The organism is Sphingopyxis sp., from assembly GCF_034380315.1.
GTDB lineage: Bacteria > Pseudomonadota > Alphaproteobacteria > Sphingomonadales > Sphingomonadaceae > Sphingopyxis.
In genome coordinates, this window is sequence record NZ_JAXMPB010000015.1 from 1 (window position 1) to 23,095 (window position 23,095).

The window sequence follows — 23,095 nt, forward strand, 5'->3', positions numbered from 1 at the left end:
CCCGCGTTCGCGGACCATCCTCACCGCCTCAAGCTTGAACTCGCGGCTGAACTTCCTTCTTTGCATTGTGGACCTCCGATAGGTGGAAACACCCTATCTCGGTGTCCACCAAACCGGCAGCAGGCCACGGATCCTGTATGGCACCGTCTTGATAAGCACGCGCAGGAACGCTGCCGCGGCAAGCTTGGTCGCCCGGCGATAGATGCGGGCGAACACCAGCTTCGAGGTGCGGTCCACTTCGACATAGAGGAAGCCTCTTCCGCCTTCATAGCGCAGTTCCGCGATATCGACGTGGAAGTAGCCAATCTCATATTTCTTGAACTTCTTCGGCTTCTCCCGATCGGCTTTGGGCAACCGACTGATCCCGTGGCGTTGCAGGCAACGGTGCAGCGACGAGCGTGTCAGGTGTGGGATCACGTCCTTCAGCGCGATGAACACGTCGTCGAGCGGCAATCGCGCCTGCACCGGACACCGGATGTGTTCGAGGTGCTGGAACGGGGCTGCGCGCAAGTGGGTTATCCCGCCTCGATCAGGGCTGACAATGGCAGCGAATTTTATCTCCCGCGAGCTCGATCTGTGGGCCTACATGAAGGGCGTGACGCTCGACTTCTCGCGGCCTGGCAAGCCCACCGACAACGCGTTCATCGAGAGCTTCAACGGCAAGGAATGCCTTAACGCCCACTGGTTCATGAGCCTGGATGACGCGGTGCGAAAATGCGAGGCTTGGCGTAGGGACTACAACGAGGTACGACCGCACAGCGCGATCGAGAACAAATCACCGATATCGCTCATGTTGGCATCAGCGGCACATGGCCCGCCCTGATGTCAGCACGCTGGAAGGCTGCCAGCAGGGCGGTCCAGAAACGGGTAGCAGCTCAGAAGCCATCGAGTATCTTGGCAAGTTCTGGACGATCCTGGGATGTCGGTTTGCCCCGAACTTCGTCGTTCTGATCGCAATGCAACTCGGGTACGCAAATCCTTGTCCCTGGTTCACTTGACAAATTTTCAGAAGTAGCAATTTTAGCTCCTATCCTGAGTAGCAGGTAAAGATTGTGCTGTTCTTGACTGATTTTCAGCAGGGACTCGAACCTCGGCGCGCAGAGGTTCCTGGGCGCGTTCAAATTCGCCGCGGTGTGCAGCCCATCCTGCTCGTCTGCCGATATGAGTCCAGATCAGATATTCGATGTCGGCCCATTCGAATGGCGCTGGATCGATCGACGAAGCTTGGCTGTAGTCAGGGTCCAACAAGGGAAGAAGGACGAACGCGGGCGCGAGACGGAGCGCCGCTGCGCAACGTAAATGGTCATCGAGCGCCACGGCCGGGTTACCGCTCTCGATCTCTCGTAGCCAACGAACGCTCAATCCAACTCTGCGGGCAAGATGCTCCTGACTCAAGCGACGGCGAAGACGCTCGCTTTCGATGCGCCGCCCAGAGAACTCCTTGAGCTGATCCAGCGAAGCGACGCCGCCCTTCTCGCATGTCCTGGTGTCCGACATGAGCTTCCGTCCGAATAGTATGTGGTGCGCTAGCGCTCCATGCGAGGCTGGCTATCGCTGAGCGACACAGCAAGTAGAGATGCTTTCAGTCTATTAGCTTCGTTCATCTTCAAGGATTTCAGTCTGTGTCGCGCCTGACGCAATTCCCTTCAATTCATTGATTCCAATATGAAAGTTGGAATCACGATGCTCGGCTGCGGCACAATCGTGCCGCCTTGGGGAACGCGCCTGCCCTCACGATTGCCGCTGGCTCACAGCGCGTCCATCTATCCCTCCGTTCCGACCGGCTGACTTATCACTGGCTGCCTCATCGGACGTTCACGCAACCCACATCGAACGGGCGCCGTCGCGCCAGGGAGGACTCATGTCATGCGATTCCGCGAACGATCGTGCTGCGCCTCGATTCCGGTTATCGTCATTATCGGCGAACGGCCCCTTCAAGAAACCTGCCGTCTTACTGGCGGCGGCCGCACTTCTCGCCTCGCCGGTCGTTTGTGCACAAGAGAAGACGGAGAAGGTGTTGCTGGCAAAAGCCGCAGCGGAGGCGGAGCAGCAACTCAAGCAAACCTTCACAAATCTCCAGTTCGATGATTTCGAACCGGCGCCGGTGAAAGGCGCGATCTATCAAGCGAGTGCTGGCGGCCGGATCGTCTATTATGCGCCCGAGAGCGAGCATCTCTTGTTCGCGTCGATCTTCGACAAGAACGGCGTCAATCTGACAGCCCTCGCGCAGGAAGCCGGCATCTCCAACCGTCTGAAATCGATAGACTCCTCACAGGCGCTTGAAATCGGCCCCAAGGATGCGCCGACGGTGATCGAATTTACCGATCCCGACTGCCCCTATTGTCGCGCGCTTAATCGATATTGGGCAGCGAAGGCCGCCGAGGGAAAACCGGTCCGGCGTCTCATATTCTTCGTGAGCGGCATTCATCCGGAAGCCGCGGCAAAGTCCGAGCACATCCTGTGCTCAGTCGATAAGGCGGTAGCCTTTAAAGCCATCTATTCGGGTGCCGCGCCGACAGCGCTGCGAACCTGCGCTGAAGGCCGCGGAAAGGTCGAAGCTCACGCCAAAGTGGTCAGCGCCGCTGGTGTCAGCGGGACGCCGACCTTGATCGCGGGCGGCAAGCTCATCTCCGGATTTCAGCAGGCCGAGATCGAGGCCTTTCTATCCTCGGCGAAGACCAACCGTGTCTCTCGCTGAATTCCATCTCTTCATGGCGGCTGCTCGGACGCAGAGAGCATCATCGCTCTCGGTCCCAACGCACCGGAATGCCGGCGGCGACGCCCCTTCGGGCCGTCCAGCACCGCCGTCGGCCGACAACGATCACCATCGATGCCGGCAGGCAGAGTTCAGGGCGGCCCAATGCCCAAGAAAGCAATCATTCATGGTCAAAAAACTTACCAGAACCGTACTTTCGGCCGCCGATGTCGGCGTACCGGTCCTGCTTCTGTCGCTCCTCGCGGCAAGCGCCCACGCCTTTACCGCGCCCGTGGCGGGGGATCTCGGCTACGACATCTACGACATTGTCGTGAACCAGGGTGTCAAAGGCCCGCTCGGCTTCGTCGGGGGCGTCGCCGCCTTCCTGTTCGGCGTGTCGCGACTGTTCAGCAATATCATGATCGGCATCCCGACGATCGTCGCTGCCGTCTGCCTCATTAAGGCGGACAGCATCCTTCAAACCTTCGGCATGGTGATCTGACGGCATCGGAACGTGGGCAAGCATTCGGGTTCCACGCTCGCCCACGTTCCGGTCACCGGGAGGAAGTGCTCCCGGACCCTCGTCTTCGCTTTCGATTTGCTTCGCTGGTGAGGACCGTAGCAGGAGGAGAAGGGTCGATGGACGAACGCTTGCCCCAATATCTGCACAAGCCGGTTCAGATCCTGTGGTTCGGATCGGACGAGTTCGTGTTGGTGGTCACCACCATCTTCGTCGCCGTCATCGTCGGCGGACTGGTCGGTTGGGCGTTCATCGCGGCCCTTCTCCTTTTCCTGCCATGGAAGCGCGCGCAGCCGCGCGGTTTCCTCGCCCATCTCGCATGGCGCTGGGGGATGCTTCGCTTTCGCCATTATCCGGGTCCGACCCAAACCCGATTTTACGAGTGAGGCCGCAGATGTTCTCGCGTCATCGCAAACCCCGAAGCGCGCCGGTCGACCCGCTGCTCGGTAAACCCGCCAGCTTCGGGATCCATCGGTACATTCAGGGCTCATCGAACCTCTTCGAAGAGAACCGGCTGCTCAAGTTCGCGATCGTCGGGCTGTTCGGCATTACCGCGGTGCTTGGCACGGTCATTTACAGCTCGGACCAGAAAGAGCGCACGGTGGTCGTGCCGTTCGGTTCGGGCGGCGATCTCTATGTGACCGGCTCGAAGCCATCGGCCGCCTATATCCGCACGATGACGCGCAATATCGTCGCGCTCGCCGGGACCTATTCGGCCTACTCGGCCGACCGGCAGTTCCAGGAACTGCTCTCGATCGTCCATCCATCGGCGTACGACAGCATGCGCGACAGCCTGAACGGCATATTGGACGAGCTCGCGGGCAATCCGACGCTGTCGATCGCGACCTACATCCGCCCCGATCAGCCGGTCCAGTGGACCGAGCGTGACATCCTGGTCCCGATCGAGAAGGTCCGCGTGATCGGCGGTGTCATCCGCAAGTTCCGCGGCGAACTTCGCGTCCGCTACGCCGTCGAGAACGGACGCTTCTGGGTCATTTCGCTCACCGAGGAGAAATTCGATGTCCAGCCTCGCTAGGCTCGCGGCGGCGCTGCCCGTTGCCGCGCTGCTGTTGCCCGCGCCCGCATCAGCGCAAGCCATCACCGTCCTTCCCGACCAGATGAGCACGATCCGCCTCTCAAACCGCGACGTCAATCATATCGTCTGCGTCGGCGGCGAGATCGAGGATGTAAAATTCTCGGCCGAGAAGGCGATCGCGGTCGAGCGCGCGGGCTCCGACGCCTGGATCAAGTTTCTCGTCAAGGAAGTCGACGATATGGGTATGGTGACGCGCAGCTATGTGACGACACCCTCTGAGTTCTTCATCAGCTGCAACGGGGCCATCTATCCGCTCTATGCCGAGCCTACGGAAATTCCCGCGCAAACGGTCACGCTTGCTCCCGGACGGCCGCAGCGCGCACGGGCCAATGAGGAGCTGCTCGGGCCGCTAGTCGAGGAAGAGAGGGCAGTGTCGATCACGCTCGCGATGCTTCAGGACCGCGTGCCGGCAAGCTTCACCGAGGTCGCGCCGCGGTCGGGAACGATCACGATTGCCGGCCTCCCCTCGGCGCAGCTCGTCGAGCGCCGGCGTCTCGCGATCGAAGGCTCCGGCCTTTCCGTCTCCGAGTATCGCCTCGGTAGCGACAGCGATGTCGTGCTCGAGGAACAGCAGTTCCTCGACCGCGCGCTTGGCATCGACATCTTCGCAGTCACGCTCGACCGACTGAGCCTCAAGGCGGGCGAAAGCGCGCGGCTGATCGTTATCCGCCGGGGAGACGGCGAATGAACGACACGCCCGAACAAGAGCCGCTCGATCTCGGCGAGGTCGGCAAACCGCTTCCGCCCGAGGCCACTCGCGGCCCCGCTCTTCTCGCATTCAAGGAGCGCTGGGCGACGCTGGGCTCGAAACAGAAGCTGCGCGCCAAGCAGTTGAGTGTCGCGGGCGTCGTCGCGATGCTCGGTACCGGTCTCTACGCGGCGAGTACAGGCGGAGATGAGAAGGCGCCCGAGGCGCCAGCGGTGACCAAGCTCGACATGGGCGCCGGCCTGCGCGGCGACAGCCTCGAGACCAAGCTGCGGGGCGACCTCCAGAAGATTCTCGATGGCCAGACCTTGCTCGGCGACCGCGTCACCGCGATCGAGGAGGGCAAGGTCGTGCCCGGCAGCAAGCCAGGCGCACCTCCCGACGGCGACCCCGGGCTTCCCCCGGCTCTGCCGGGCGCGATACCGGATTATCCACCCGCGCCCGGCGATGCCGAAATCGCGACGGGCGAGATCCCGCCACCTCCTTCACCACCCGCGGCGCCCCCTGCTCCTCCTGCGCCCCCGGTTGAAAAGGCCGTCGGCGCGATCGGCGCCGCGGTGACCGCCCCCGGCACGATTGCCGCGGCCGATGGCAAGGGCGCGCCGTCTGGCGCTAAAAAAAAGACCCGGACGATCTATTTGCCACCTGGTTTCATGAAGGCGCGGCTGCTGACCGGGATCGACGCGCTCGCGAGCCGCGATGCTACCTCGAACCCCGAGCCGCTGATTGCGCGCGTCCAGGCGCCCGCCGTGCTGCCGAATGACGTCAAGGCCAATCTCTCGGGCTGCTTCGTCATCGGCAACGCGACGGGCAGCCTCGCCAAGGAGCGGGTCGAGGTCCAGCTCGTATCGCTGTCCTGCGTCGATTTCGACGAACGCTCGGTGGTCGACCAGCCGATCAAGGGTTTCTTCGTCGACACCGACGGCAAGAAGGGGCTGTCGGGCAAGGTGGTAACGCGCGCCGGCGCGAGTCTCGCGCGCGCCTTCATCGCCGGCACGATCAGCGGGATCAGCCAGACGGTCGAGAACACGGTCGGTGACGTGTCGACATCGGCCTTGGGTTCGGTGCGGACGCTCGATGTCGGCGACGCCGCCAAGGTGGGGATCGCAGGCGGCCTCTCGAAGTCGTCCGACAAGCTCACCGACTTCTATCTCGATCTCGCGCGGCAGGCGGGACCTATCGTCGAAGTGGGCGCCGCCAAGGACGTCGTCGTCGTCATCCAGGAAGGCGTCACGCTCGAGATCAAGCCGACCGCCGGGAGCAAGTTCTGATGCCCCCGCCCATCCTCGGAGGAATATCGATGACCGATATGTCAAACCGGCGCCGCGCGCGCCTCTGCTCAGCCGCACTCTTGCTTGCCGGCGTCTTGCCACTCTCAGGGTGCGCAACGCTCGGCTCAGCGATGTCGCCGTACAGCGAAAAGTTCAGCTGCAAGAACGACGATCACGGCCAGTGCATCCATCCCGAGAAAGCCTATGAGGATGCGGCGGAGGGCCGGGCTTCGCGTTCGGACCCGGCGGTGACACGCGACAAGATATTGCTCAAGGCGAACCAGCGCGGCACCGCGCGCCGAGGACGCAGCGATGCTGATGCCTATGGTGATTACCGCGACAGCGTCTACCGGGAGCTTCAGGGGCTGATCGAGGCGCCCGAGGCGCCGATGCTGCGGCCGGCGCAGGCGGTGCGAACACTGATCCTGCCCTATGCCGATCGGAACCGGCCCGACCGGCTCTATATGCCGCGTTTCGTCTATTCGGTGCTTGAGCCCCCCTCCTGGGTCGTCGGCGGCTATCTCGTGCCGCCGGTCTCAGCCGCGGCGCGCGTGCCGGTGCTCGAGCAGATCCGCGAGGTGCCCGGAAGCGAACTGACGCCGCCGGTTGTGCCCGCGCGCGCGGAGCCGCGGCCATGAAGGCGCCCGGAACCGGCGGTGGTCTTACCTTCTCCGACCTGCACCGCGCCGTTGCGCGCGACCGCTATTCGGATTTCCTCCCGCTCGTCGCCTGGGTCGAGGAAGAGGAAGCCTTTCTCTGCATCGATGATGGCTGGGGCTATGCTTGGGAGTTGACCCCTACCGCCTATATGTTCGCGCATGTTCACCAGGCGCTGCTCGGCCTGTTCAACGTCCAGTTTCCCGAGAACAGCGTCGTCCAGCTTATCAGCTTCGCCGACCCGCTGATTGCGCCAGCGCTCGACGCCTATCTCGACCTCAAGACCCGGCCAGATCCGCTGATCCAGGCATCGGCGCGCCGGACGCACGCTTATCTAAACGAAGGCCGGAACGGGCTTGGCGCGCTCCACGGCATTCCGGTGCGTGATTTCCGGACCTTCCTCGCTGTCAAAACGCGCGCCCCCATGCACAGCGACCTGCGCCGCCAGATCGAAGAGCAGCTTGCCAAGCTCGGCATTCGCCGCGTCGAGCCGCACGAAATGATCTCCTTCTATCGCCGTATCTTCAACGGCGTCTTCGAGGACGCTCCTGGCGTATTCGCCAGCGGTGCAGCCGGGCACCCCGCCCCGCCGATCCGCAAGCAGATCGTCGATGCCGGCCCCGATCTCGCTTTCGACGGACCCGAAGTGTTCCTCGGGGGCCAGGTCGCACGCTGCCTGACGCCGAAAGCGCCGGCGAGGCGGGTTACCGCGGAACACATGAACCGGCTGATGGGCGGGATGCGCGGGAGCGCCGAGGACAGCGACCAGATTGGCGGCCCCTTCCTCTATTGCCTCAACATCCTCTTCGACCATTCGCAGTTCGAAATTCACAAGCGCGCCCAGATATTGTCGGCGCAGAAAGCGGCGGGCAGCTTTGCGGTCGAGGTCGGCAAACAGATCGAGGAAATCGGCTGGGTGCTCGACGAGGCCGGCAACAGCCGTTTCGTCTCGGTCATGCCGACCGTCTGGGTGTTCGGCCGCGATTCCCATCACGCCCGCGAGATGGCCGCGCGCGCCAAGCGCCTCTGGGAAAGTGAACCGCTGCCCTGGATGGTGCAGGAAGAATCCTACCTCAATCCGATCTTGCTGACCGCGAGCCTGCCGTTCGGCCTTTATCCCGAGCGCCGAACGATCAAGATGCTCGAGCGCGATTTCCGGATGCCGGTGAAGGCGGCAGCGCTGATGGCGCCGATCCAGACCGACTTTCGCGGAGGCGGCCGCCCTGCCCTGCTCTATGTGGGCCGCAAGGGTCAGCTCGTCACACTCGACCTCTTCGATCCGCGCATCAACAATTATAATTTTGTGGTCGCGGCCGAAAGCGGCGCGGGCAAGAGTTTCCTCCTCAACGATCTCTGCCGGCAATATTATGCCCAGAACGCCCTCATCCGCATCATCGACATTGGCGGATCCTACCGCAAGCTCTGCACCCTCTGCTCGGGTCGTTATATCGACGTCGGCGAGGAACGGCTGGTTCTGAACCCGTTCGACCTCGGGCTCGCGCTAGACGGCGAGGACAAGCATTCGGCGATCGCGATGGCGGTCGCGATCGTTGCCGAGATGGGGAACGCGGCGACGCGCAAAGGCGTTTCGACCTCAGAATGGAATCTCATCAAGTCGGCCGTCCAGTGGACGATCGATGGGGGCTATGCCGATGAAGGCATCGACTCGGTCCGCGCCTGGCTCGGTGCCTATCCGCAATTTGCCGCAGCCGATCTCGACCGTGTCGAGCATCTGAAGCCGGTCGCGCGCGAGCTCGCGTTCAATCTCAGGGATTTCGGCTCGGATGGCGCTTACGGGCACTTCTTCAACGGGCCGTCGACCTTCGACATCTCCGCCGACGAGTTCGTCGTCCTCGAGCTCGAGCGGCTGAAAGCCATGCCTGACCTGTTCAACGTCATCGTCATGGTGGTGGTAAATGCGGTGACGCAGGAGCTCTACCTCTCGGCGCGCGACCGGCCCCGCTTCGTGCTTTGTGACGAAGCAGCGCAGTTCATGACGAAAAGCGATGGTCAGGATCTGTCGCGGCTGGCTGAAGCCTTCGCACAAGGCTACCGCCGTGCCCGCAAATATCAGGGCAGCTTCGGCATCGTCCTCCAGTCTATGAACGACCTCACGCTGTTCGGCGGCACAGGCCAAGTCATCCTCGAGAATGCGGCAACGCGGTTCCTCCTGCAAGGCTCCACCTATGATCGTGCTGTCGAGAGCAAAATTCTTGACTATTCCGGGTTCGTCCTCGACCTCCTGAAATCGGTCCGCAACAACAAGCCGAACTATAGCGAGGTCTTCATCGACTCTCCGCTCGGGCTCGGGGTCGCGCGGCTTGTCGTCGATCCCTTCAGCTACTGGATCAACACCAGCGCGCCCGGCGAAGTCGCGGCGTTCGAAGCACTGATCCGGGCCGGGCGATCGCCGCTCGAGGCTGTGTGCGAGCTCGCCGACGTCGATCCCCGCGAGATATTGGGCGATAGCCGCGACTTGCCGCGAGCATCGGAGCCAGCGGCATGAAGCGGCCTTCGCTCCATCCCGACGAGCTAGCGATGCAGCTCGACGCCATGTTGCCCGCCGATCGGGCGCTGTTCGACGCGGCCGTTGCGGCAGTGGCCGAGCGGCAGGCACTGGGTTGGCGGTTCCGGCTCGTCATGATCGAATCCGTCATGATGGCTGGCCTCGTTCTCATCGCCGGACTGCTGGTTGACCAGCCGACGTCGCTGTTTACGCAGGCGTCGGTGACGGTCGGAATCGCTTGCTTCGCAAGCGGGCTGGTCCTGATCTGGCTCTCGTCCGTGACGAGCGGTCTGATGCTCCGGTGGCGCGGTCATCGGCGGACACGATGAACGGCCTCCTCTCCCACGCTCCTTCGCCCATCGCGGTCAGGTTGGCCGTCGGTGGCCTGATGCTCGGCCAGGCGCAAGCCCTCATCCTCTTCGCCGCGCCCGGCCCAATCGCGAACTCGCCGCGATCGCTCATCGTCGTGCTGAGCCTTCTCTCGTTGGTTTCACTTGTCGGTGCGATCATCGGTGTTGGCAGCTCCGATCCGCGAGAAAGATGGAGGAGATATCGTCGTGGAACATGATCGCGGTAGCATTCGAGTGGCCGCCTGGCAGTTTGGCACCTCGTTGATGCTCGTGTTTGGGGCATTCGTCATCGCCGCCACGGCGCGTGGACAGACCGCGGCGATCGGGCGCACCTGGGCGATCGCTGAACCCGATGCCCTTTCTGAAATCGAGGCGCGCGTTGCGCAGCAGCCGAAAAGCATCGCGGGTCGTTTCGGTCCGCGTGAGAAGTGGAGCGCAATGCAGTCAGCCGCCCTCGGCGTTGCGCGCGCGAACAGGAAACGAAGCGTCGTGCCGTTCCACACGCTCGATTTTGAGGTCCGGTTGGACGACGGCAAACTGCTCTATCCCAAAGGCTACACCTTCAACCCCCTCACCTATGTGTCGATGCCGCAGCGCCTGATCGTGGTTCATTCGCGCGACCTGAACTGGGCGCTTGGCCACGCGCGGGCGAGCGACTGGATATTGCTCGCCGGAGGCGGCCCGGAGGTGACCGACCCGATCGCACTCGGAGAGAAGGTTGCGCGCCCGCTGTTCATTCTCGAAGAGCGCGTGAAGGAGCGGCTCGATCTTCGCGTTGCGCCGGTCATAGTCGCGCAGGTCGGACAAAAGCTCGAGGTCAGCGAGTTCGCGCTTGAACGAAAAGGCCCGGCTCCCGCGAGCCAAATCCTACGCTCGGCGAGCACGCCGTAATTTCGCCAGCTCTTTTTTGGCGCCTTCATCCAATCGCAAATCCGGTCATCCGCCTATTCGGACGCCGCGACCCAGGGGAGCTCTAATCGGAAACGAAGACAGAGTTCTTCATCTTGACGCCCGCCTGGCTCCGGCTGGACGGGCGTCTTTTTTTACTTCGATGAAGTTCGCAAGATTCCGCAGGGTCCCATTTGGCCCGATCGTCGACTTCGTTGATGCCTGGAGGAACTCGCTTCGCAAGAAGCGAGCTTTGGTGCCTTCCCTTCGCCATGGTCTGGTCCGCAAGGACGCGACGGGACCGCGAGCAGACATCTGATCGGCAAATCCAACCTCAGCGTCACGGAAGCCGGCCCCGCACCGCTGATAGCGGCAACAATGTGCCCATCCGCGGCATATCCTTTCCCATCTGGTTGCGACGAGCATGTCGGCGGGTCCATCTCCGCTTCGGGCAGGCCAATCGCCCATACAGAGCGCCGAAGCCTCATCCAACCTTTTCAGCGCCCTACCTGGCGGAACGGAGAAGTCATGCCAGCTTGCCGACACTTGCGCGCGACTTCCGCATCGGGGAGCAGCGGCGCCAGGCGCCAAGTCGAGCCGAAGAAGACGCGCCGGTCCTTTCGCTGGGCGGTACCTGTCGGGCTCGGCGCAGTTCTCGCTTTCATCCCCGCTCCAGCGCAAGCATCCAAATGTCCGAGCGACACGATCTTCAACCCGATCACCAAGGTGCGTTGGAACTGCATCTTCCCCATCACCATCGGCGGCGTGCGCGCCGGCAGCTACGACAAGCTCGACAAGGCGCTCGACGCACAATCGGCGTCGAAACCGCTGTGTGCGTGCCGCAAAGGTGCAACCTTCTGGTTCGGTGTCAAGGTCAGTTTCTGGACTCCGAACCGGATGATCGACGTGGTGACCGAACCCGGCTGCATGATGGCGCTCGGCACGGACATCATGGCGACCGGCGGCAAGCTCCAGGGCAGCCAGTCGTCGATTTCGGACGGCACGAACACGACGAAGTTGTTCGCGCAGATGCACTATTATGTCGCGCCGGTCTGGAAGATGCTCGACATGTTCAGCGATCTTCCGTGCCTCGAGGATGACGGTTTCGACGTCGCGCTGATGACCGAGGTGATGCCGACCTGGCAGTCGGGGACGCTGGGAGCGATCATCCAGCCCGAAGGCATCCTGTTCGGCAATCCCGCGGCCGGCCTTGCCTGCATGTCCGACAGCGCCGCGGCGGCAGCGGGCAAGGTCATCGACCCGCTCTTCTGGTGCATGGGCAGTTGGGGAAGCACCTATCCTGTCGCCGGCGACATTCACATGGGCGACCGCGTCGAAGCCTGGGCGGGGCTGGCAGCGCGCGGCACGTTCATGATGGGCCGGCTCGGCGCGCTGACCATCCATTCGGCGGACGGCTGCTCGTTCAAGCCGCAGCCGATCTGGACCAAGAGCCGATACAAACTCCAGCTCATGGAGCCGGTGAAGGGCGGCAAGTGCGTCAACATCGGCCGTCCCGGCGCGCTCTGGACCTCCGGCAAACACGCGCCGGGCAAGGACAACGCCCAGTTCATGCTCTTCGAGAAAGCGATCTGCTGTGCCGGCATTTCGACGCCCTGACCCGGCACTTCCCGATCGTCTCGTGCGCAGCCCGGAATCGGCCCGGTCTGCCCGCCACAGCCCCGGTGGCTGCCGGCAGGCGCGCGAGGCGGGAGCGGCGCCCTGCCCCCTCTCGGGCGCCGCTCCACCTGCAGACGATACGGGTAAATTGCCATCGCCACAAGCGAGACCGGCCCTGATCCCGCCGTGTCCTCGGGTAAAAGCGGTGCTCACGGTGTTCGACGGCCAGGCCGTCTATCGGCACCTCTCGCCCGGATCCGATGACTTCCGGGCGGGAGACCTGTTTCGGCTCGCGCATGGATCGCGCACTGTGGACGGTGATCGTTCGTGAAGCGCTCGGTTTCTCTCCTGTTGCTGCCGATGGCGGCAATGGCTTCCGCCAGCACACTGGCGCAGTCAGTCGAGGACCGCGCGCGCGCAGCCGCGGAAGCTTCTCGCGCGAAGTCCTCGACCAGCAAGGCGATCCAGGAGAATTACCTCACCCCCGGCCTCAGCGGACAGCCGATCGCGACGGTCGATCGCAGCCAGAGCTTTACGCCGAGTCTCGCCTGCCAGAAAACATCGAGCCTCCTCGAAATCCTGATCCAGCCTGACGGCACGGGCGACATCAACACCGTCCGCATCGCCCGCGACACCGATCTCGACGGCAGCTTCGACCGCGTGTCCACCTTGCCCGTGCCCGTCTCGGGCATCTGCGCCAACGGCGTCATCGCTTGCCAGCCCGGAAGCTGGAACGCGTGCAACTATCATCGTTGGAACGTCGATGTCTCGGGCGACCTGGGGCTCGCCGCCGCCGAAATGGCCGAACTCGCGGGCTGTTACTGCGTCAACAACAGCTGCGGCGCGAATCTCGTGATGGACAATCTGCCGTCGGTGCTCAAGGATCTCGGCGGCGGCGCGATCGGCGCACTCACGAGCCACGATCCCCGCGTCGGCGTGGCCGAGGCGCGCATCAACGGCCCGCTGATCCAGTATGTCGGAGCGCAATCAACCGCCTGCACGGCTTTGCCGGACCTTCCGCAAACAGCCTATCGCGGCCGTCCGACTTCGATCCTCGGCGACGCCGCGGCGACCGCAGCCGGAAGCTCGCTGTTCCAGAGCCTCAAGGGATCGCCCGCCGGCATCGGCAAGGCCGAACAGGTCCGCGCCTGCACGATCGAACGCGACGTCACACTGCGGCCGCTCGCGTATGAGGATATCGTCTCCGCGACGGGCGTCATCTATTCGGTTCAGGGCTGCGGCGAAGGCTGCCGACGCTTTCGCATCATCGGAGATGGCAATTGCAGTAGCGCGCCGCCGATCTTCACCGCGCGCTTCGAAGTCAGCGACCCCGCGAAGCTCCTGTCGGCGCGGATCGTCGAGATGGGCGCCGACGACTGGGTCCAGGGCCGCATCAACGGCCGCGTCGTCGGCTCCGCGGGGCCGCGTCCGTGGCTGACGACAGGATTGCCTTCAGGCGACTGCCGCACCGATGGCGGCGCGGCGCGCAATTACACCTCCTATGATTTTACCACCGACCTGCGGGCGGGGCCGACGACGGTGTCGGCACGCGTGCGCGGCGGCGGCGGCGGTGCGCCTCTCACGACCGAATGGGGACTGGTCGACGTCGAGATTCGCGTTTCGGACGCATGCGAACCGAGCGACCGGCTCGTCGACCAGTGCGAAGATATTGGCGCCAATCAAAAGTGCCGCCTCGACAGCGAGAGCGTCGATGGCGTCCAGACGTTTCTGAACGGCGTCGGCACCGGCCTTCGCCCCCTCCCGCGGTCGCGCCAGTTCGGCACGGGCAGTTGCACCGCTACCCTTACCCGCGACTTTTTCCTGCGCCAGCGGACCTATAAATGCGCGATCGACACCGGCGCGATGCCCGAACCCGACCTGTCGCGCGGCGCCTATATCATCGATCGTTCGACCGAGACGCTGCTCGCCGACCGCGTTCGGACGGCCGACGGCGGCAGCGCCGCGTCTACGCGCGCCTTCGCGCTTCCCGATCGCGGCTCGGTTCCAGCTTGCGAGGCGGTCTGCAAGACGCGCTCTGCGAAAGCCAATACCGACGCGGCGCCTGCGGGCGTCGTCGGCGCGCAGCAGACCAGCCCGACCGGCTTCGACACCTTCTATCACGCCTGCTCACCGGGCAATGTCTGTCCCGCCGGTCCCGGCGAGACCATCGTCACGCCCTGCGGCTGCCTTGATACCTTTCCCGAGGCGGTGGTCATGATGCAAACGGTCAGGCTCGCTGGCGCCGATCTCGCCTGCACGGCGACAGCGCGATGATGGGCCGCTTTCTCTTCTGGCCGTCGCGCCTCGCGCTGATCCTGTTCGGCATCGTCGCCTTCGCGCTCGCCGTTTACGCGTCGGCAGCGCAGGCGCAGCAGATTTGCGCGGTCGACCTCAATGGCAATGGTGACGCCGACGACGCGGGCGAGACCGCTAGCTGCGTCGGGATGCAAGGTGGTAGCTGGCAGTGCCCGATCGAACGGGCATCGTGCGCGCCCGAGCCCGGCGGCGCGTCGTCCTGCCCGCTTGGTTCGCAATATGCGTGCGAGACGCTGGCGAGCGGCGGCGTGCCGAGTTGCTCGCCGAACGCCTGCATCGATACCGCGGCAAACCCGATCGAGGATGAACCCGTCGTCGACGATCCGGGCGCGCCCGCCGACGGCGAAGTCGACACCGACGGCAATTGTCTCGGGAACATCGAGATATTCGGCGGCCGCGCGCTGCGCTGCCGCCCAGCGGGCCTCAAGACAACCTTTTCCAACTGCTGCAAGGACAAGGGTAAGATCGTCAAGGACGGAATGGGCTCGTCGATCGCGTCGACGCAGACGAAGATCGCGATCGCCAAGGGCGTGTTCACCGGAGCCCAAGCCGCCTATGCCGCCTTCCAGGCGGGCGCGACGGCAAGCCAGGCGGCGAGCGCGGGCGCCAATGCGATCATTGTCGGCATCGATCCGACCTCGATCGCGATCAGCCTCGCGGTCAACGTCATGATCGAGTTCCTCCTCTCCTCCTGCGACCAGCAGGACATGGAGACGGGCATGCTACGCGGCTCGGGCATGTGCGTCGAGGTCGGCTCCTATTGCTCGTCGAAGATCCTCGGCATCTGCGTCCAGAAGTCGCGCAGCCATTGCTGCTTCAATACCAAGCTCGGCCGCATCATCCAGGAACAGGGCCGCCCGCAGCTGAAGTCGTTCGCGGATGGCTGGGGACCGGTGAAGACGCCGAACTGCCGCGGGTTCACGCCCGAAGAGTTCCAAGCGCTCGACTTCAGCCGAATGGACCTCTCCGAATATTATTCGGAAGTTCAGGCCCGCGCGCAGGCCGACATCCAGTCAGACATGAAGGATCGTATCGATGCCTATATGCAGGCCATCGGCCGCTAGGCGCCGCGCCGTACTCGCGGTGGCGCTCGCCGACGTAGCCGGCATCGCCGGCCTTGCCGCAGCGCAAATATCGCCGGGCATCGACGACAACCCGTCGGCGCGCGAGAAGGTAGAACGCGAGGGCGAAGCGGCGATGGACCGGCTGAAGGGCGCGGTGTCGCGCCGCAAAGCCCAACAGCAAAACGGCCCATCTGACCTGCCGAAGCCGAGCGAGGTCGAACGCCGGCGCGCCTTCGAGGCGATGCGCGACCGTGCCAAGTCGCCAGCGATGGAAGCCCGCGCCCGCGATGCGCTTGAGACCGGCAAAGACCGCTTCGCCGCAGAGCGCGAGGCGATGGCGAAGCGGCTCGGCCAGGCACTCGGGCTCGAAGCGCCCGAGATCAAGGCCGTCGCCGATGCCGGTCCGGCGCCGGCGGCGAAAGGCTGGGTGCCTGTGCTGTTCGTCTCCTCGTCGATGCCGTCGTCAACGCTGCGCACCTATGCAGCGCAGCTCGAGAAGGCACGCGGTGTCCTCGCGTTTCGCGGCATGCCGGGCGGGATGGCCAAGGTCGCGCCGATGGCGAAGCTCACCGCCGAGATTCTCCGCCTCGATCCCGGCTGCGAGGGACCGGCATGCGTGATGCGCGACGTGCAGGTGATCGTCGACCCGCTGGTCTTTCGCCAGCACGGCGTCACCCGCGTGCCCGCGCTCGCCATGATCCCGGGCGATCCGGTGCTCCCCTATTGCGAGCGCGAGGAGGAAAGTCCGCGCGGGAGCCATATCGCTTACGGCGATGCCGCCCTTTCCGGTTTGCTCGAAGAAATTGCCCGCCTCGGCGGAAAAGAGGAGGTGCGCGATGCTCAGTCTCGCCTGGAAGGCCGGTAAGCATCTGGCGATCGGTTTGAAGGGACTGCCGCGGCGCGCAGCCGTTGCGCTCGGCAGTCCGGGGCTCGGCGAGCCCGCGCGCCCCGACCGGCTCTGGAAGGCGACGGCGATCGTTGTGCCACTCGGGCTTCTGACGTGCTGGGCGATGCAGCAAGCCATTCTCGTGATGTCGCCGTCGATCGACGCCTGGGCGGTGCGCGCGGCGCCGGGGCCGATCGAGAAGGGCGATTTCGTCCTGTTCATGCTCTCCCATCCGCTGGCCGGCCCCGAACCGGTCAAGGTGACCAAGCGCGCGCTTTGCATGCCCGGCGAGCGCATATCGCTGATCGAGAAACCGTCGACGATGGAGCCCCACGCCATGGACGGGTGGTATTATTGCGACGGCGTCCTGCTCGGCGTGACCAAGCCCTACGGGCGAAATGGCCAGCGGCTCGACTATTGGCGGCCCGATCACGGGCTGATCCCGCCGGGATTGATCTATGTCGGCTCGCTGCACCCGAGCGGGTTCGACAGCCGCTATTACGGACCGGTGCCGATCGCGCGCCTCACCCGCATGGAGAAGCTGCTGTGATCCGCCCTGCCCTCCTCGCGGCGCTCATCACGGCCTTCCCCGCCGCCGCGCAGCCGACCTCACCCACCCGCGAACCGAAGCAGGGCTATTGGTGGTATCAGGCACCGCCGCCGGTCGAAGATGCGGATGCCGAGCCCGACGCGCTGATGAAGCCGGCGATACCGCCGATGGCGGAACTGGCGACATGGACGCCGCCCAAAATCCGCAAGCTGATCGAGCAGCAACGCGACTATGCAGCGACCGTGCTCACCGTCGACGCGGTCGCGGACTTCTGGCGGCTGCAGGACTTCGCGCGGCGCAAGGCACGTGCGTTCGCAGGCGTGACTCAGATCGCCTTGCTTCAGAACCCCGAACTCAATGCCAAGTCCGCCAACCCGATCGTCGGCGACGCGCGCGCGGCGATGGGTGCCGAGAAGGAAGCGGTTCGCCGCCGGTATCTCCGCGCCCACGCAAGCCAGTTCGCGCTCGTCATGTTCTCGCGGAATTCCTGTGGCTATTGCCGGGTGCAATGGCCGATCCTCGAACGGTTCCGCGAGGAGACGGGCTGGCAGGTCACACAGATGGATCTCGAGCGCCGACCGGAGCTCGGACAGCGCTTCGGCGTCGAGGTGACACCGACGACGATGGTGATCCGCCGCGACAGCTCGGCAAGGATGGTGATCGCGTCGGGTGTCGAATCCTATCCCAATCTCGCGCAGACCACATACCAGGCCGTGCGGCTGATGCTCGGCGACATTCGGCCCGAACAGTTCCTGACCGGCGCGGGCGAGGAAGATGGTTTCTTCGACGCACTCGGCAATGGGCCGGTTTCCGCGACCGATCCCCGTGTGTTGGGCGGCGACCTCGTCGGTGCGGGCTTGGAGCCGCGTCGATGACAGCGTCTATTGCCGAGCAGCGCAGCGCAGTTGGATCAAGCTTTCGATTGATCGGGGTTCATCGCAGATTGCCCATGCTTTGCCAGAAGGCCAACAGCGCCTCGATCGAAGCTCACGAAGGTCTCGCCTCCCAGCCATTGGCCATCGTGGGCGATGACCCCATCAGCGAAGTCTCCACCTTGCTCCAGTATTGCAAGCCCCGCTTCAACAGCCTGTCGGTCCGCTGCGACATTGCCGGCGTCGATAAGCAATCTGACCGATGCAGCGACCCTTGCCGCCTCATAGCGATACACTTTTCTGAGCACCCAGCAGAACTCGCACAAGGCCGGAAGCGTCACAGCAACAAGTTCTGCTTCCTTCAGGAGCTTTTTTGCCAAGGGGCTTTGAACGGGATCGTCCAGCGTTGCGGATCGGACGAGGATATTGGTGTCGGCAGTAATTTTCACAGCTGTCCGGCCCAGCCCTTTTCAATGGCCTCATTCATCTCCTCGATCGAGATGGGCCGCTGGCCTTCCCGCTTGAGTGACCCGAAGAAATCCTCAATCTTTCCGGAAGGCCTGATGGCCCGAATCTTGATTTCACCGCCGGGGAGTTTGTCAAAGCTGATCTTGTCGCCTGGATGGACGCCGAGATGCCTGAGCAATTCCTTCCGCAGCGTGACCTGCCCTTTCGCGGTAATGGTAACAGCGTTCATGTGGCGAGTCCTTTCAATAGCACAAGGTAAGAGCAAATCCCCTTACCTGCAAGGCGAGTTCAGTATGTTGGCGCGATGTGCAAGCGCGCTGAGCATGAGCATCCTAGTCATTTCGCCCGGCATGGCGCAGACTGTCAGCCGCGAGGATGCAGCGCGCGCCGCGATCCATCCGGTCGGAACAACTGCGGCGATGAACCACTGGCTCTCGCGCGTTCCGGTGACGCGCGCTTTCCCGCCGGACTTTACCGAGGAACTGCGCGGACGCAGTTCGGCCTTCGTCGTCGAGATGAGCACCGCGCCCGGCTGCGTTCCCTGCGCCGATCTCTGGACCAAGCTCGGAAGTCTGGGAAGGCGATATGGCTGGCAGGTCCGCGCCATTTCCGCGCAGGAAGCGATGCTGCGATCGGGCCGGCTCGGCTTGCCCTGGATCGGGCATCCGGTCGCATGGGTGCGTCCGATGAACGATACGAACCGGATCATTCCAATCGCCGTCGGGACCGATCATGCGCCCAATTTAGCGCGCAACCTCTATCTCGCCGCGAAGATGCTGACGGGCGTTCGCCCAGCGGTAGGCGTCCGCGCACTCTCGAAATTCACTGGAATCGTTGGGGGCCCGTCGCGATAAGCCGGACGGAACTTTCTTAGCTCTGGCGCGGAATCTGCTTGAAACATCAAAGCCATGATGCATGCTTCATAAGCTGAATCTGGTCTTGTCATTATTGCCTCGCGTCGGGCGTAGGACGCGACCTGAGCGAGATTCTTGTTTTGATAACCGCTCGCGACTATATGAAAACAACGATCCAAACAGGATCGTGTTATGAGTGGAATGATGGCAAACGCTGTAACTCAAGTGCTGACGACGGTGAACGCCCCTTATGGGGCGGCCGTTTCCGCACATCAGCTTGCTGCCATGATCGTCGACTTGAAGAGCGCGATTGACTGCAACGCGCCGGTTTTCGCTTTCTTCTCCGAAGTGCCGCTGAACGTCCAGGAACAGTTCATGGCAGCGATGGGCGTAGACGCAAGTCAAGCGAGCCAAGTCGCCGATAAAATCTCCGAACTTTCGGGCTACACGCTACCGCTGGCGGCCTGACGCCGTGTCTGCAAAGCGGCCGAGCGAATGGCCGGTCCTTTTCAATCTCGCCGTAGATATTCTTGACCATTTCAGGAAGGCGAACGGCTTCGCGCCTCAGTGGAGCTTCGGCGGCGGAACCGCACTGATGCTGCAGATCGATCATCGTGAAAGTCACGACATCGACCTGTTTCTGGACGATCCACAAATCCTCCCATTTCTCAATCCGGAAACGCAAGGCATCAAACTCGATCACGCTCCTGACAGCTATCAGGCAGGCACCGATATGCTGAAGCTTGCTTATCACGATCTGGGCGAAATTGATTTCATCTGCTGCGACAGCATCATTCCAGATCCAACACGAGCGCACGACGTTCAAGGTCACGCCATCGCGCTTGAAACGCCAGCGGAAATCATCGCTAAAAAGGTCTTCTATCGCGGTTGGAGTTTCCAGCCGCGCGATATGTTCGACCTTGCAGCGGTCGCCGAGCATTTTGGACCCGACTATGTAGTCGGGGCTATTGAGCATTGCGGCCGCGCGAGGTGCGAAACGGCTCTGGCAGTCATCAACAAAACGAATCCCGCCTATGTTGAAGGGATTATTGGCCAGCTCATGCTTCGCGAAAAGACGCGCAATCTCGTTGCCCACTCCCGAGAAATCAGTCGAGACCTGATCGGACGAGCTTCAGCGAAACAGCCTATCCTGAATCCGGATACCCGGCCGCATGAGTCCGACCGGTGAACGATACGAACCGGATCATTCCGATTGCCGTTGGCACCGAATCATGCGCCCAATATCGCGCGCAATTTATATCTCGCCGTAAAGATACTGACCGGCATGCGCCCTGCAAGCCGGGGTCCGGGCGTTTTCGAAATTCACGGGAATTGTTGCTCAAGGGCCGGACATCTCACCGCAACGCCGAGCAAAGCCATAACTTCGAGCTTATTCCGGTTGGATATCCGTTCAGGGCGAAGAAGCGAAATCGAGCAACGACTTATCCCTGCAAATCTGGAGCTACGATCCAGATTTGCAGGGATCACATCATCGGCGTGCGTCCGACATGGCCGACGAGAGTCCGAGATGTTCCACGAAAGGATCAAAATCGCGGTCGCTGTAGAGCAGTGCTAACCCGTCTTCTATGCAACGGGTGGCGATAAGCGTATCGATGGTCTTGCGAATAGTGGCCCCTTTGCCGCGTAGTGCCCGAAAGTTTCGGGCCGCCTGGATCGCGATATCGCGACCTCCGATATCGATCTGGTCGAGAGACCCCATCAATCTCAGCCCGACGTTGAAGTCGCGGTCGCTGGTGAAACCCTGCAGGACTTCAGCCAGAATGATGTCGCCGGTCAGCAGTGGCTCGGCGCCTAGCAATGCGTCTAATCGTTCCGTCTGCGGTGTGGCATCGCCCCGGAAATAATCGATCCAGACGCTGGAATCGACGAGGATCACCCGTCGGTTCTCATGGCATCAAGATCGCCCGTCCAAGCGAGCTTACCCCGAAACTTCCGAATCTCGTCCTGTTTGCGAAGCCGAAGCAACGTCCGCAAGCCGAGCTCAACGGCCTCACGCTTTGTCTTGAGGCCCGTTGCCCGGAGAGCTTCGCTCATAAGATTATCGTCGATGACGATGTTGGTCCGCATGATGTGTATCCTTTTCTTAGATCATACACATACGAACCTTTGAAAGCGTTTGCAATCCATCACGGCATCTTGCCGACCCTGAAACATGGGACGAGGCGATGATCGACATGGCAGTGGCCCATTTCGCGTGGGACATATTGGCGGAAGGACCTTGCCTCTGAGAGGCGCGTACGTGCCTCTGCCCTTGTCGCGAGAGGTCAACACAAGCGACCCTGAGCGGGTTCAGCCTGCCACATCCCGCCCCTGAGAAAGAACGCTGATGTCCTCGCTTGGCGGCCGCCGCGCCATTATGATCGCCCTCATCCTGTCAACCTGCGGAGCCGGCGCGCCGGGAGCCTATGCCCAAAGCTGGGCCGAGCATTGGTTCGACAATGTGACCTACACGTCGCCCGGCAGTTTCGAGGACCAGGCGCGCGGTTATGTGACCGCGGGCGGCTTCTCGGGCCGCGTCGACGTCCACAACGACTATCTGATGAGCGTGACGCTGCCCAAGGTGCGCGCGGGCTGCGGTGGCATCGACATGTTCCTCGGCGGCATGTCGTTTCTCGATCCCGACTATCTCGTCCAGAAGCTCGAGAGCATCCTGCAGGCCGCGCCCGCCGTCGCCTTCCAGTATCTCCTCGAAACCCTCGACGAGAAGATGGGCAACATCATCTCGAAGATGGAGGCGGCGACCAACTTCCTGAACTCGATCCAGGTCAACGACTGCCGCCTTGCGAACCGCATGGTTCAGATCGCTCGAGGAGACGACAATATGTCGGGGATCATCGAGGAGATGACCGGCTATCGCTCGATCAAGCAGGGTTATGCGAAAAGTTATCAGCAAAGCCGCGAGAAGATTGAGGCGAACAATAATAATCCGACCGAGGATCTGAAGGAAGCGCTCGCCAACTGCCCGCGCGAGGTCACCGACATCTTCCGCACCGGCTCGCTGCTCGCGCACGCCGCCGCGCGCGTCGGCGCCAGCGAATGGACCAGCGTGATGCGTGCGCGGGTCGGCGATGTTTACATGCGTTGGGACGCGACCGACAAGGTGCCGCTCTTTTCGGCCATCCCTGCCTGCCCGCGTCAGGACACCGAAGGCGTCGAGGATTTCCTGACCGGACGTGTCCAGGCCCGGTCGCTCAACGTCCCGCCGACCAGCGCTGACTGCGCGACTGACGGGCCGGGCCGCGGCGCGCTCGTCCTCGCGCGTGAACGGATGCAGACGATCGCGACCAAGATCCGCACCCGCGCCGCGCTGACTGCCGAAGAGCGCCAGTTCGTCGCCAATGTGAAGACGCTCCCCATCTACCGGATGCTCGAATGGGGCGTGCGCGAAGGCGTCGAGGATGCCGTGATCGGCGATACCGACGAACTGGTCGCCCTGACCCTCGCCTACCAGATGCTCAATGATCTCACTCGCAGCATCGATTTCGCGCTGTCGAATGCCGAGCGCGGCACGTCGGCCGCCGGTGCCGCCGACGCAGGCAATGCCAATATCTGCCAGACGCGCATCCTCACCAAGGGGATAGAGCAGCTGCGCGATCTTCGCGAGGAAGTGCTGCGCCAGCGCGCGCAGATGCGCCAGTCCTATATGGCGGCGCTGAACCAGGCCAACCTCTCGGCGAACTATGCCGGGCTCGTCCGCCAGCGCGACCGCGACGCGCGCGACGCCGCCGGTGCCGCCGCTAACCGCAATCGCTGATCGC

At 63.1% G+C, this 23,095-nt stretch carries 25 protein-coding genes and 2 pseudogenes; 21 read left to right on the plus strand and 6 right to left on the minus strand.

All coding sequences use genetic code 11. The features are described from left to right. Nucleotides 1-117 precede the first annotated feature (117 nt). Nucleotides 118-468, minus strand: a pseudogene (locus U0S50_RS17710) (IS481 family transposase); the annotation flags it as partial. Nucleotides 469-474: 6 nt separating this feature from the next. Between U0S50_RS17710 and U0S50_RS17715 the strand changes: the two are divergent. Further along, nucleotides 475-823, plus strand: a pseudogene (locus tag U0S50_RS17715) (integrase core domain-containing protein); the annotation flags it as partial. A gap of 197 nt (nucleotides 824-1,020) precedes the next feature. On the opposite strand, the gene U0S50_RS17720 reads toward U0S50_RS17715, so the two are convergent. Further along, complete coding sequence (locus U0S50_RS17720) at nucleotides 1,021-1,497, minus strand: helix-turn-helix domain-containing protein (RefSeq protein ID WP_081997358.1); 477 nt, start codon at nucleotides 1,495-1,497, stop codon at nucleotides 1,021-1,023. A 364-nt stretch (nucleotides 1,498-1,861) separates the two neighbouring features. Here U0S50_RS17720 and U0S50_RS17725 point away from each other — a divergent pair, with 364 nt between their 5' ends. The 16 genes from U0S50_RS17725 to U0S50_RS17800 all read left to right on the plus strand — a co-directional run bounded on the left by U0S50_RS17725 (nucleotide 1,862) and on the right by U0S50_RS17800 (nucleotide 17,997). Next, nucleotides 1,862-2,698, plus strand: coding sequence for a DsbC family protein (locus U0S50_RS17725; RefSeq protein WP_082665251.1), 837 nt, complete (start codon nucleotides 1,862-1,864; stop codon nucleotides 2,696-2,698). Nucleotides 2,699-2,882: 184 nt separating this feature from the next. Beyond that, nucleotides 2,883-3,197 (plus strand): hypothetical protein, encoded by a 315-nt coding sequence (locus tag U0S50_RS17730; RefSeq protein ID WP_054588705.1) that lies wholly within the window; start codon nucleotides 2,883-2,885, stop codon nucleotides 3,195-3,197. 137 nt (nucleotides 3,198-3,334) lie between these two features. Continuing rightward, nucleotides 3,335-3,601 carry a type IV conjugative transfer system protein TraL gene (locus U0S50_RS17735; RefSeq protein WP_054588706.1) on the plus strand — a complete coding sequence of 89 codons (267 nt, stop codon included), beginning with the start codon at nucleotides 3,335-3,337 and terminating at the stop codon, nucleotides 3,599-3,601. 8 nt (nucleotides 3,602-3,609) lie between these two features. Beyond that, a complete protein-coding gene (locus tag U0S50_RS17740; protein WP_054588707.1) occupies nucleotides 3,610-4,251 on the plus strand; it encodes a TraE/TraK family type IV conjugative transfer system protein in 642 nt (213 codons plus the stop codon). Further along, nucleotides 4,235-4,999, plus strand: a complete 765-nt coding sequence (locus tag U0S50_RS17745; RefSeq protein ID WP_054588708.1) for a type-F conjugative transfer system secretin TraK — start codon at nucleotides 4,235-4,237, stop codon at nucleotides 4,997-4,999. The genes U0S50_RS17740 and U0S50_RS17745 overlap by 17 nt, the downstream gene beginning before the upstream one ends. After that, a complete protein-coding gene (locus U0S50_RS17750) occupies nucleotides 4,996-6,288 on the plus strand; it encodes a TraB/VirB10 family protein (protein ID WP_054588709.1) in 1,293 nt (430 codons plus the stop codon). The genes U0S50_RS17745 and U0S50_RS17750 overlap by 4 nt, the downstream gene beginning before the upstream one ends. Nucleotides 6,289-6,317: 29 nt before the next feature. Then, on the plus strand, nucleotides 6,318-6,926 hold the full coding sequence (locus tag U0S50_RS17755) for a TraV family lipoprotein (protein WP_054588710.1): 609 nt from the start codon (nucleotides 6,318-6,320) through the stop codon (nucleotides 6,924-6,926). After that, a complete protein-coding gene (locus U0S50_RS17760; RefSeq protein WP_054588711.1) occupies nucleotides 6,923-9,451 on the plus strand; it encodes a TraC family protein in 2,529 nt (842 codons plus the stop codon). The genes U0S50_RS17755 and U0S50_RS17760 overlap by 4 nt, the downstream gene beginning before the upstream one ends. Further along, nucleotides 9,448-9,780 (plus strand): hypothetical protein, encoded by a 333-nt coding sequence (locus tag U0S50_RS17765; protein ID WP_054588712.1) that lies wholly within the window; start codon nucleotides 9,448-9,450, stop codon nucleotides 9,778-9,780. The genes U0S50_RS17760 and U0S50_RS17765 overlap by 4 nt, the downstream gene beginning before the upstream one ends. A gap of 285 nt (nucleotides 9,781-10,065) precedes the next feature. Beyond that, a complete protein-coding gene (locus U0S50_RS17770) occupies nucleotides 10,066-10,692 on the plus strand; it encodes a hypothetical protein (protein ID WP_054590308.1) in 627 nt (208 codons plus the stop codon). Between the two features lie 525 nt (nucleotides 10,693-11,217). Further along, nucleotides 11,218-12,306, plus strand: coding sequence for a TraU family protein (locus U0S50_RS17775; RefSeq protein WP_232014684.1), 1,089 nt, complete (start codon nucleotides 11,218-11,220; stop codon nucleotides 12,304-12,306). Nucleotides 12,307-12,633: 327 nt separating this feature from the next. Next, entirely contained in the window at nucleotides 12,634-14,580 is a 1,947-nt protein-coding gene (locus U0S50_RS17780) for a hypothetical protein (protein ID WP_321164285.1), read from the plus strand. Next, nucleotides 14,577-15,686 (plus strand): conjugal transfer protein TraN, encoded by a 1,110-nt coding sequence (traN, locus tag U0S50_RS17785; RefSeq protein WP_039575491.1) that lies wholly within the window; start codon nucleotides 14,577-14,579, stop codon nucleotides 15,684-15,686. Before U0S50_RS17780 ends, traN begins: the two co-directional genes overlap by 4 nt. Further along, nucleotides 15,658-16,551 (plus strand): type-F conjugative transfer system pilin assembly protein TrbC, encoded by an 894-nt coding sequence (locus U0S50_RS17790; RefSeq protein WP_054588714.1) that lies wholly within the window; start codon nucleotides 15,658-15,660, stop codon nucleotides 16,549-16,551. The genes traN and U0S50_RS17790 overlap by 29 nt, the downstream gene beginning before the upstream one ends. Further along, entirely contained in the window at nucleotides 16,523-17,122 is a 600-nt protein-coding gene (locus U0S50_RS17795; protein ID WP_054588715.1) for a S26 family signal peptidase, read from the plus strand. Before U0S50_RS17790 ends, U0S50_RS17795 begins: the two co-directional genes overlap by 29 nt. Continuing rightward, nucleotides 17,119-17,997: a conjugal transfer protein TraF gene (locus U0S50_RS17800; protein ID WP_082665250.1), complete on the plus strand. Its 879-nt coding sequence runs from the start codon at nucleotides 17,119-17,121 to the stop codon at nucleotides 17,995-17,997. Before U0S50_RS17795 ends, U0S50_RS17800 begins: the two co-directional genes overlap by 4 nt. Before the next feature lie 35 nt (nucleotides 17,998-18,032). Here the strand turns inward: U0S50_RS17800 and U0S50_RS17805 are convergent, their stop codons facing one another. Then, nucleotides 18,033-18,443, minus strand: a complete 411-nt coding sequence (locus tag U0S50_RS17805; RefSeq protein ID WP_054588716.1) for a type II toxin-antitoxin system VapC family toxin — start codon at nucleotides 18,441-18,443, stop codon at nucleotides 18,033-18,035. Then, entirely contained in the window at nucleotides 18,440-18,691 is a 252-nt protein-coding gene (locus U0S50_RS17810) for an AbrB/MazE/SpoVT family DNA-binding domain-containing protein (RefSeq protein WP_039575504.1), read from the minus strand. The genes U0S50_RS17805 and U0S50_RS17810 overlap by 4 nt, the downstream gene beginning before the upstream one ends. 94 nt (nucleotides 18,692-18,785) lie before the next feature. Between U0S50_RS17810 and U0S50_RS17815 the strand changes: the two genes are divergently transcribed. From U0S50_RS17815 to U0S50_RS17825, 3 genes are all read left to right on the plus strand, one after another. After that, a complete protein-coding gene (locus U0S50_RS17815) occupies nucleotides 18,786-19,316 on the plus strand; it encodes a hypothetical protein (RefSeq protein WP_052208289.1) in 531 nt (176 codons plus the stop codon). A gap of 192 nt (nucleotides 19,317-19,508) precedes the next feature. After that, the gene (locus U0S50_RS17820; RefSeq protein WP_223181289.1) at nucleotides 19,509-19,784 is read left to right on the plus strand and encodes a hypothetical protein; all 276 of its coding nucleotides are present in this window, start codon (nucleotides 19,509-19,511) and stop codon (nucleotides 19,782-19,784) included. A 4-nt stretch (nucleotides 19,785-19,788) separates the two neighbouring features. Next, nucleotides 19,789-20,505: a nucleotidyl transferase AbiEii/AbiGii toxin family protein gene (locus U0S50_RS17825; RefSeq protein WP_052208291.1), complete on the plus strand. Its 717-nt coding sequence runs from the start codon at nucleotides 19,789-19,791 to the stop codon at nucleotides 20,503-20,505. Between the two features lie 300 nt (nucleotides 20,506-20,805). On the opposite strand, the gene U0S50_RS17830 is transcribed toward U0S50_RS17825, so the two are convergent. Beyond that, nucleotides 20,806-21,213: a PIN domain nuclease gene (locus U0S50_RS17830; RefSeq protein ID WP_058804244.1), complete on the minus strand. Its 408-nt coding sequence runs from the start codon at nucleotides 21,211-21,213 to the stop codon at nucleotides 20,806-20,808. Further along, nucleotides 21,210-21,404, minus strand: a complete 195-nt coding sequence (locus tag U0S50_RS17835) for a type II toxin-antitoxin system VapB family antitoxin (RefSeq protein ID WP_058804243.1) — start codon at nucleotides 21,402-21,404, stop codon at nucleotides 21,210-21,212. Before U0S50_RS17835 ends, U0S50_RS17830 begins: the two co-directional genes overlap by 4 nt. Nucleotides 21,405-21,693: 289 nt before the next feature. Here U0S50_RS17835 and U0S50_RS17840 point away from each other — a divergent pair, with 289 nt between their 5' ends. Further along, nucleotides 21,694-23,091, plus strand: a complete 1,398-nt coding sequence (locus U0S50_RS17840) for a conjugal transfer protein TraH (RefSeq protein ID WP_234178595.1) — start codon at nucleotides 21,694-21,696, stop codon at nucleotides 23,089-23,091. The last annotated feature ends 4 nt before the right edge of the window (nucleotides 23,092-23,095 follow it).

What these genes read in the sequence shown, in the direction of transcription:
- U0S50_RS17720 (WP_081997358.1), bottom strand. Translation starts at nt 1,497, where the DNA reads ATGTCGGACACCAGGACATGCGAGAAGGGCGGCGTCGCTTCGCTGGAT.
- U0S50_RS17725 (WP_082665251.1), top strand. Translation starts at nt 1,862, where the DNA reads ATGTCATGCGATTCCGCGAACGATCGTGCTGCGCCTCGATTCCGGTTA.
- U0S50_RS17730 (WP_054588705.1), top strand. Translation starts at nt 2,883, where the DNA reads ATGGTCAAAAAACTTACCAGAACCGTACTTTCGGCCGCCGATGTCGGC.
- U0S50_RS17735 (WP_054588706.1), top strand. Translation starts at nt 3,335, where the DNA reads ATGGACGAACGCTTGCCCCAATATCTGCACAAGCCGGTTCAGATCCTG.
- U0S50_RS17740 (WP_054588707.1), top strand. Translation starts at nt 3,610, where the DNA reads ATGTTCTCGCGTCATCGCAAACCCCGAAGCGCGCCGGTCGACCCGCTG.
- U0S50_RS17745 (WP_054588708.1), top strand. Translation starts at nt 4,235, where the DNA reads ATGTCCAGCCTCGCTAGGCTCGCGGCGGCGCTGCCCGTTGCCGCGCTG.
- U0S50_RS17750 (WP_054588709.1), top strand. Translation starts at nt 4,996, where the DNA reads ATGAACGACACGCCCGAACAAGAGCCGCTCGATCTCGGCGAGGTCGGC.
- U0S50_RS17755 (WP_054588710.1), top strand. Translation starts at nt 6,318, where the DNA reads ATGACCGATATGTCAAACCGGCGCCGCGCGCGCCTCTGCTCAGCCGCA.
- U0S50_RS17760 (WP_054588711.1), top strand. Translation starts at nt 6,923, where the DNA reads ATGAAGGCGCCCGGAACCGGCGGTGGTCTTACCTTCTCCGACCTGCAC.
- U0S50_RS17765 (WP_054588712.1), top strand. Translation starts at nt 9,448, where the DNA reads ATGAAGCGGCCTTCGCTCCATCCCGACGAGCTAGCGATGCAGCTCGAC.
- U0S50_RS17770 (WP_054590308.1), top strand. Translation starts at nt 10,066, where the DNA reads ATGCTCGTGTTTGGGGCATTCGTCATCGCCGCCACGGCGCGTGGACAG.
- U0S50_RS17775 (WP_232014684.1), top strand. Translation starts at nt 11,218, where the DNA reads ATGCCAGCTTGCCGACACTTGCGCGCGACTTCCGCATCGGGGAGCAGC.
- traN (WP_039575491.1), top strand. Translation starts at nt 14,577, where the DNA reads ATGATGGGCCGCTTTCTCTTCTGGCCGTCGCGCCTCGCGCTGATCCTG.
- U0S50_RS17790 (WP_054588714.1), top strand. Translation starts at nt 15,658, where the DNA reads ATGCCTATATGCAGGCCATCGGCCGCTAGGCGCCGCGCCGTACTCGCG.
- U0S50_RS17795 (WP_054588715.1), top strand. Translation starts at nt 16,523, where the DNA reads ATGCTCAGTCTCGCCTGGAAGGCCGGTAAGCATCTGGCGATCGGTTTG.
- U0S50_RS17810 (WP_039575504.1), bottom strand. Translation starts at nt 18,691, where the DNA reads ATGAACGCTGTTACCATTACCGCGAAAGGGCAGGTCACGCTGCGGAAG.
- U0S50_RS17815 (WP_052208289.1), top strand. Translation starts at nt 18,786, where the DNA reads ATGAGCATCCTAGTCATTTCGCCCGGCATGGCGCAGACTGTCAGCCGC.
- U0S50_RS17820 (WP_223181289.1), top strand. Translation starts at nt 19,509, where the DNA reads ATGAGTGGAATGATGGCAAACGCTGTAACTCAAGTGCTGACGACGGTG.
- U0S50_RS17835 (WP_058804243.1), bottom strand. Translation starts at nt 21,404, where the DNA reads ATGCGGACCAACATCGTCATCGACGATAATCTTATGAGCGAAGCTCTC.
- U0S50_RS17840 (WP_234178595.1), top strand. Translation starts at nt 21,694, where the DNA reads ATGATCGCCCTCATCCTGTCAACCTGCGGAGCCGGCGCGCCGGGAGCC.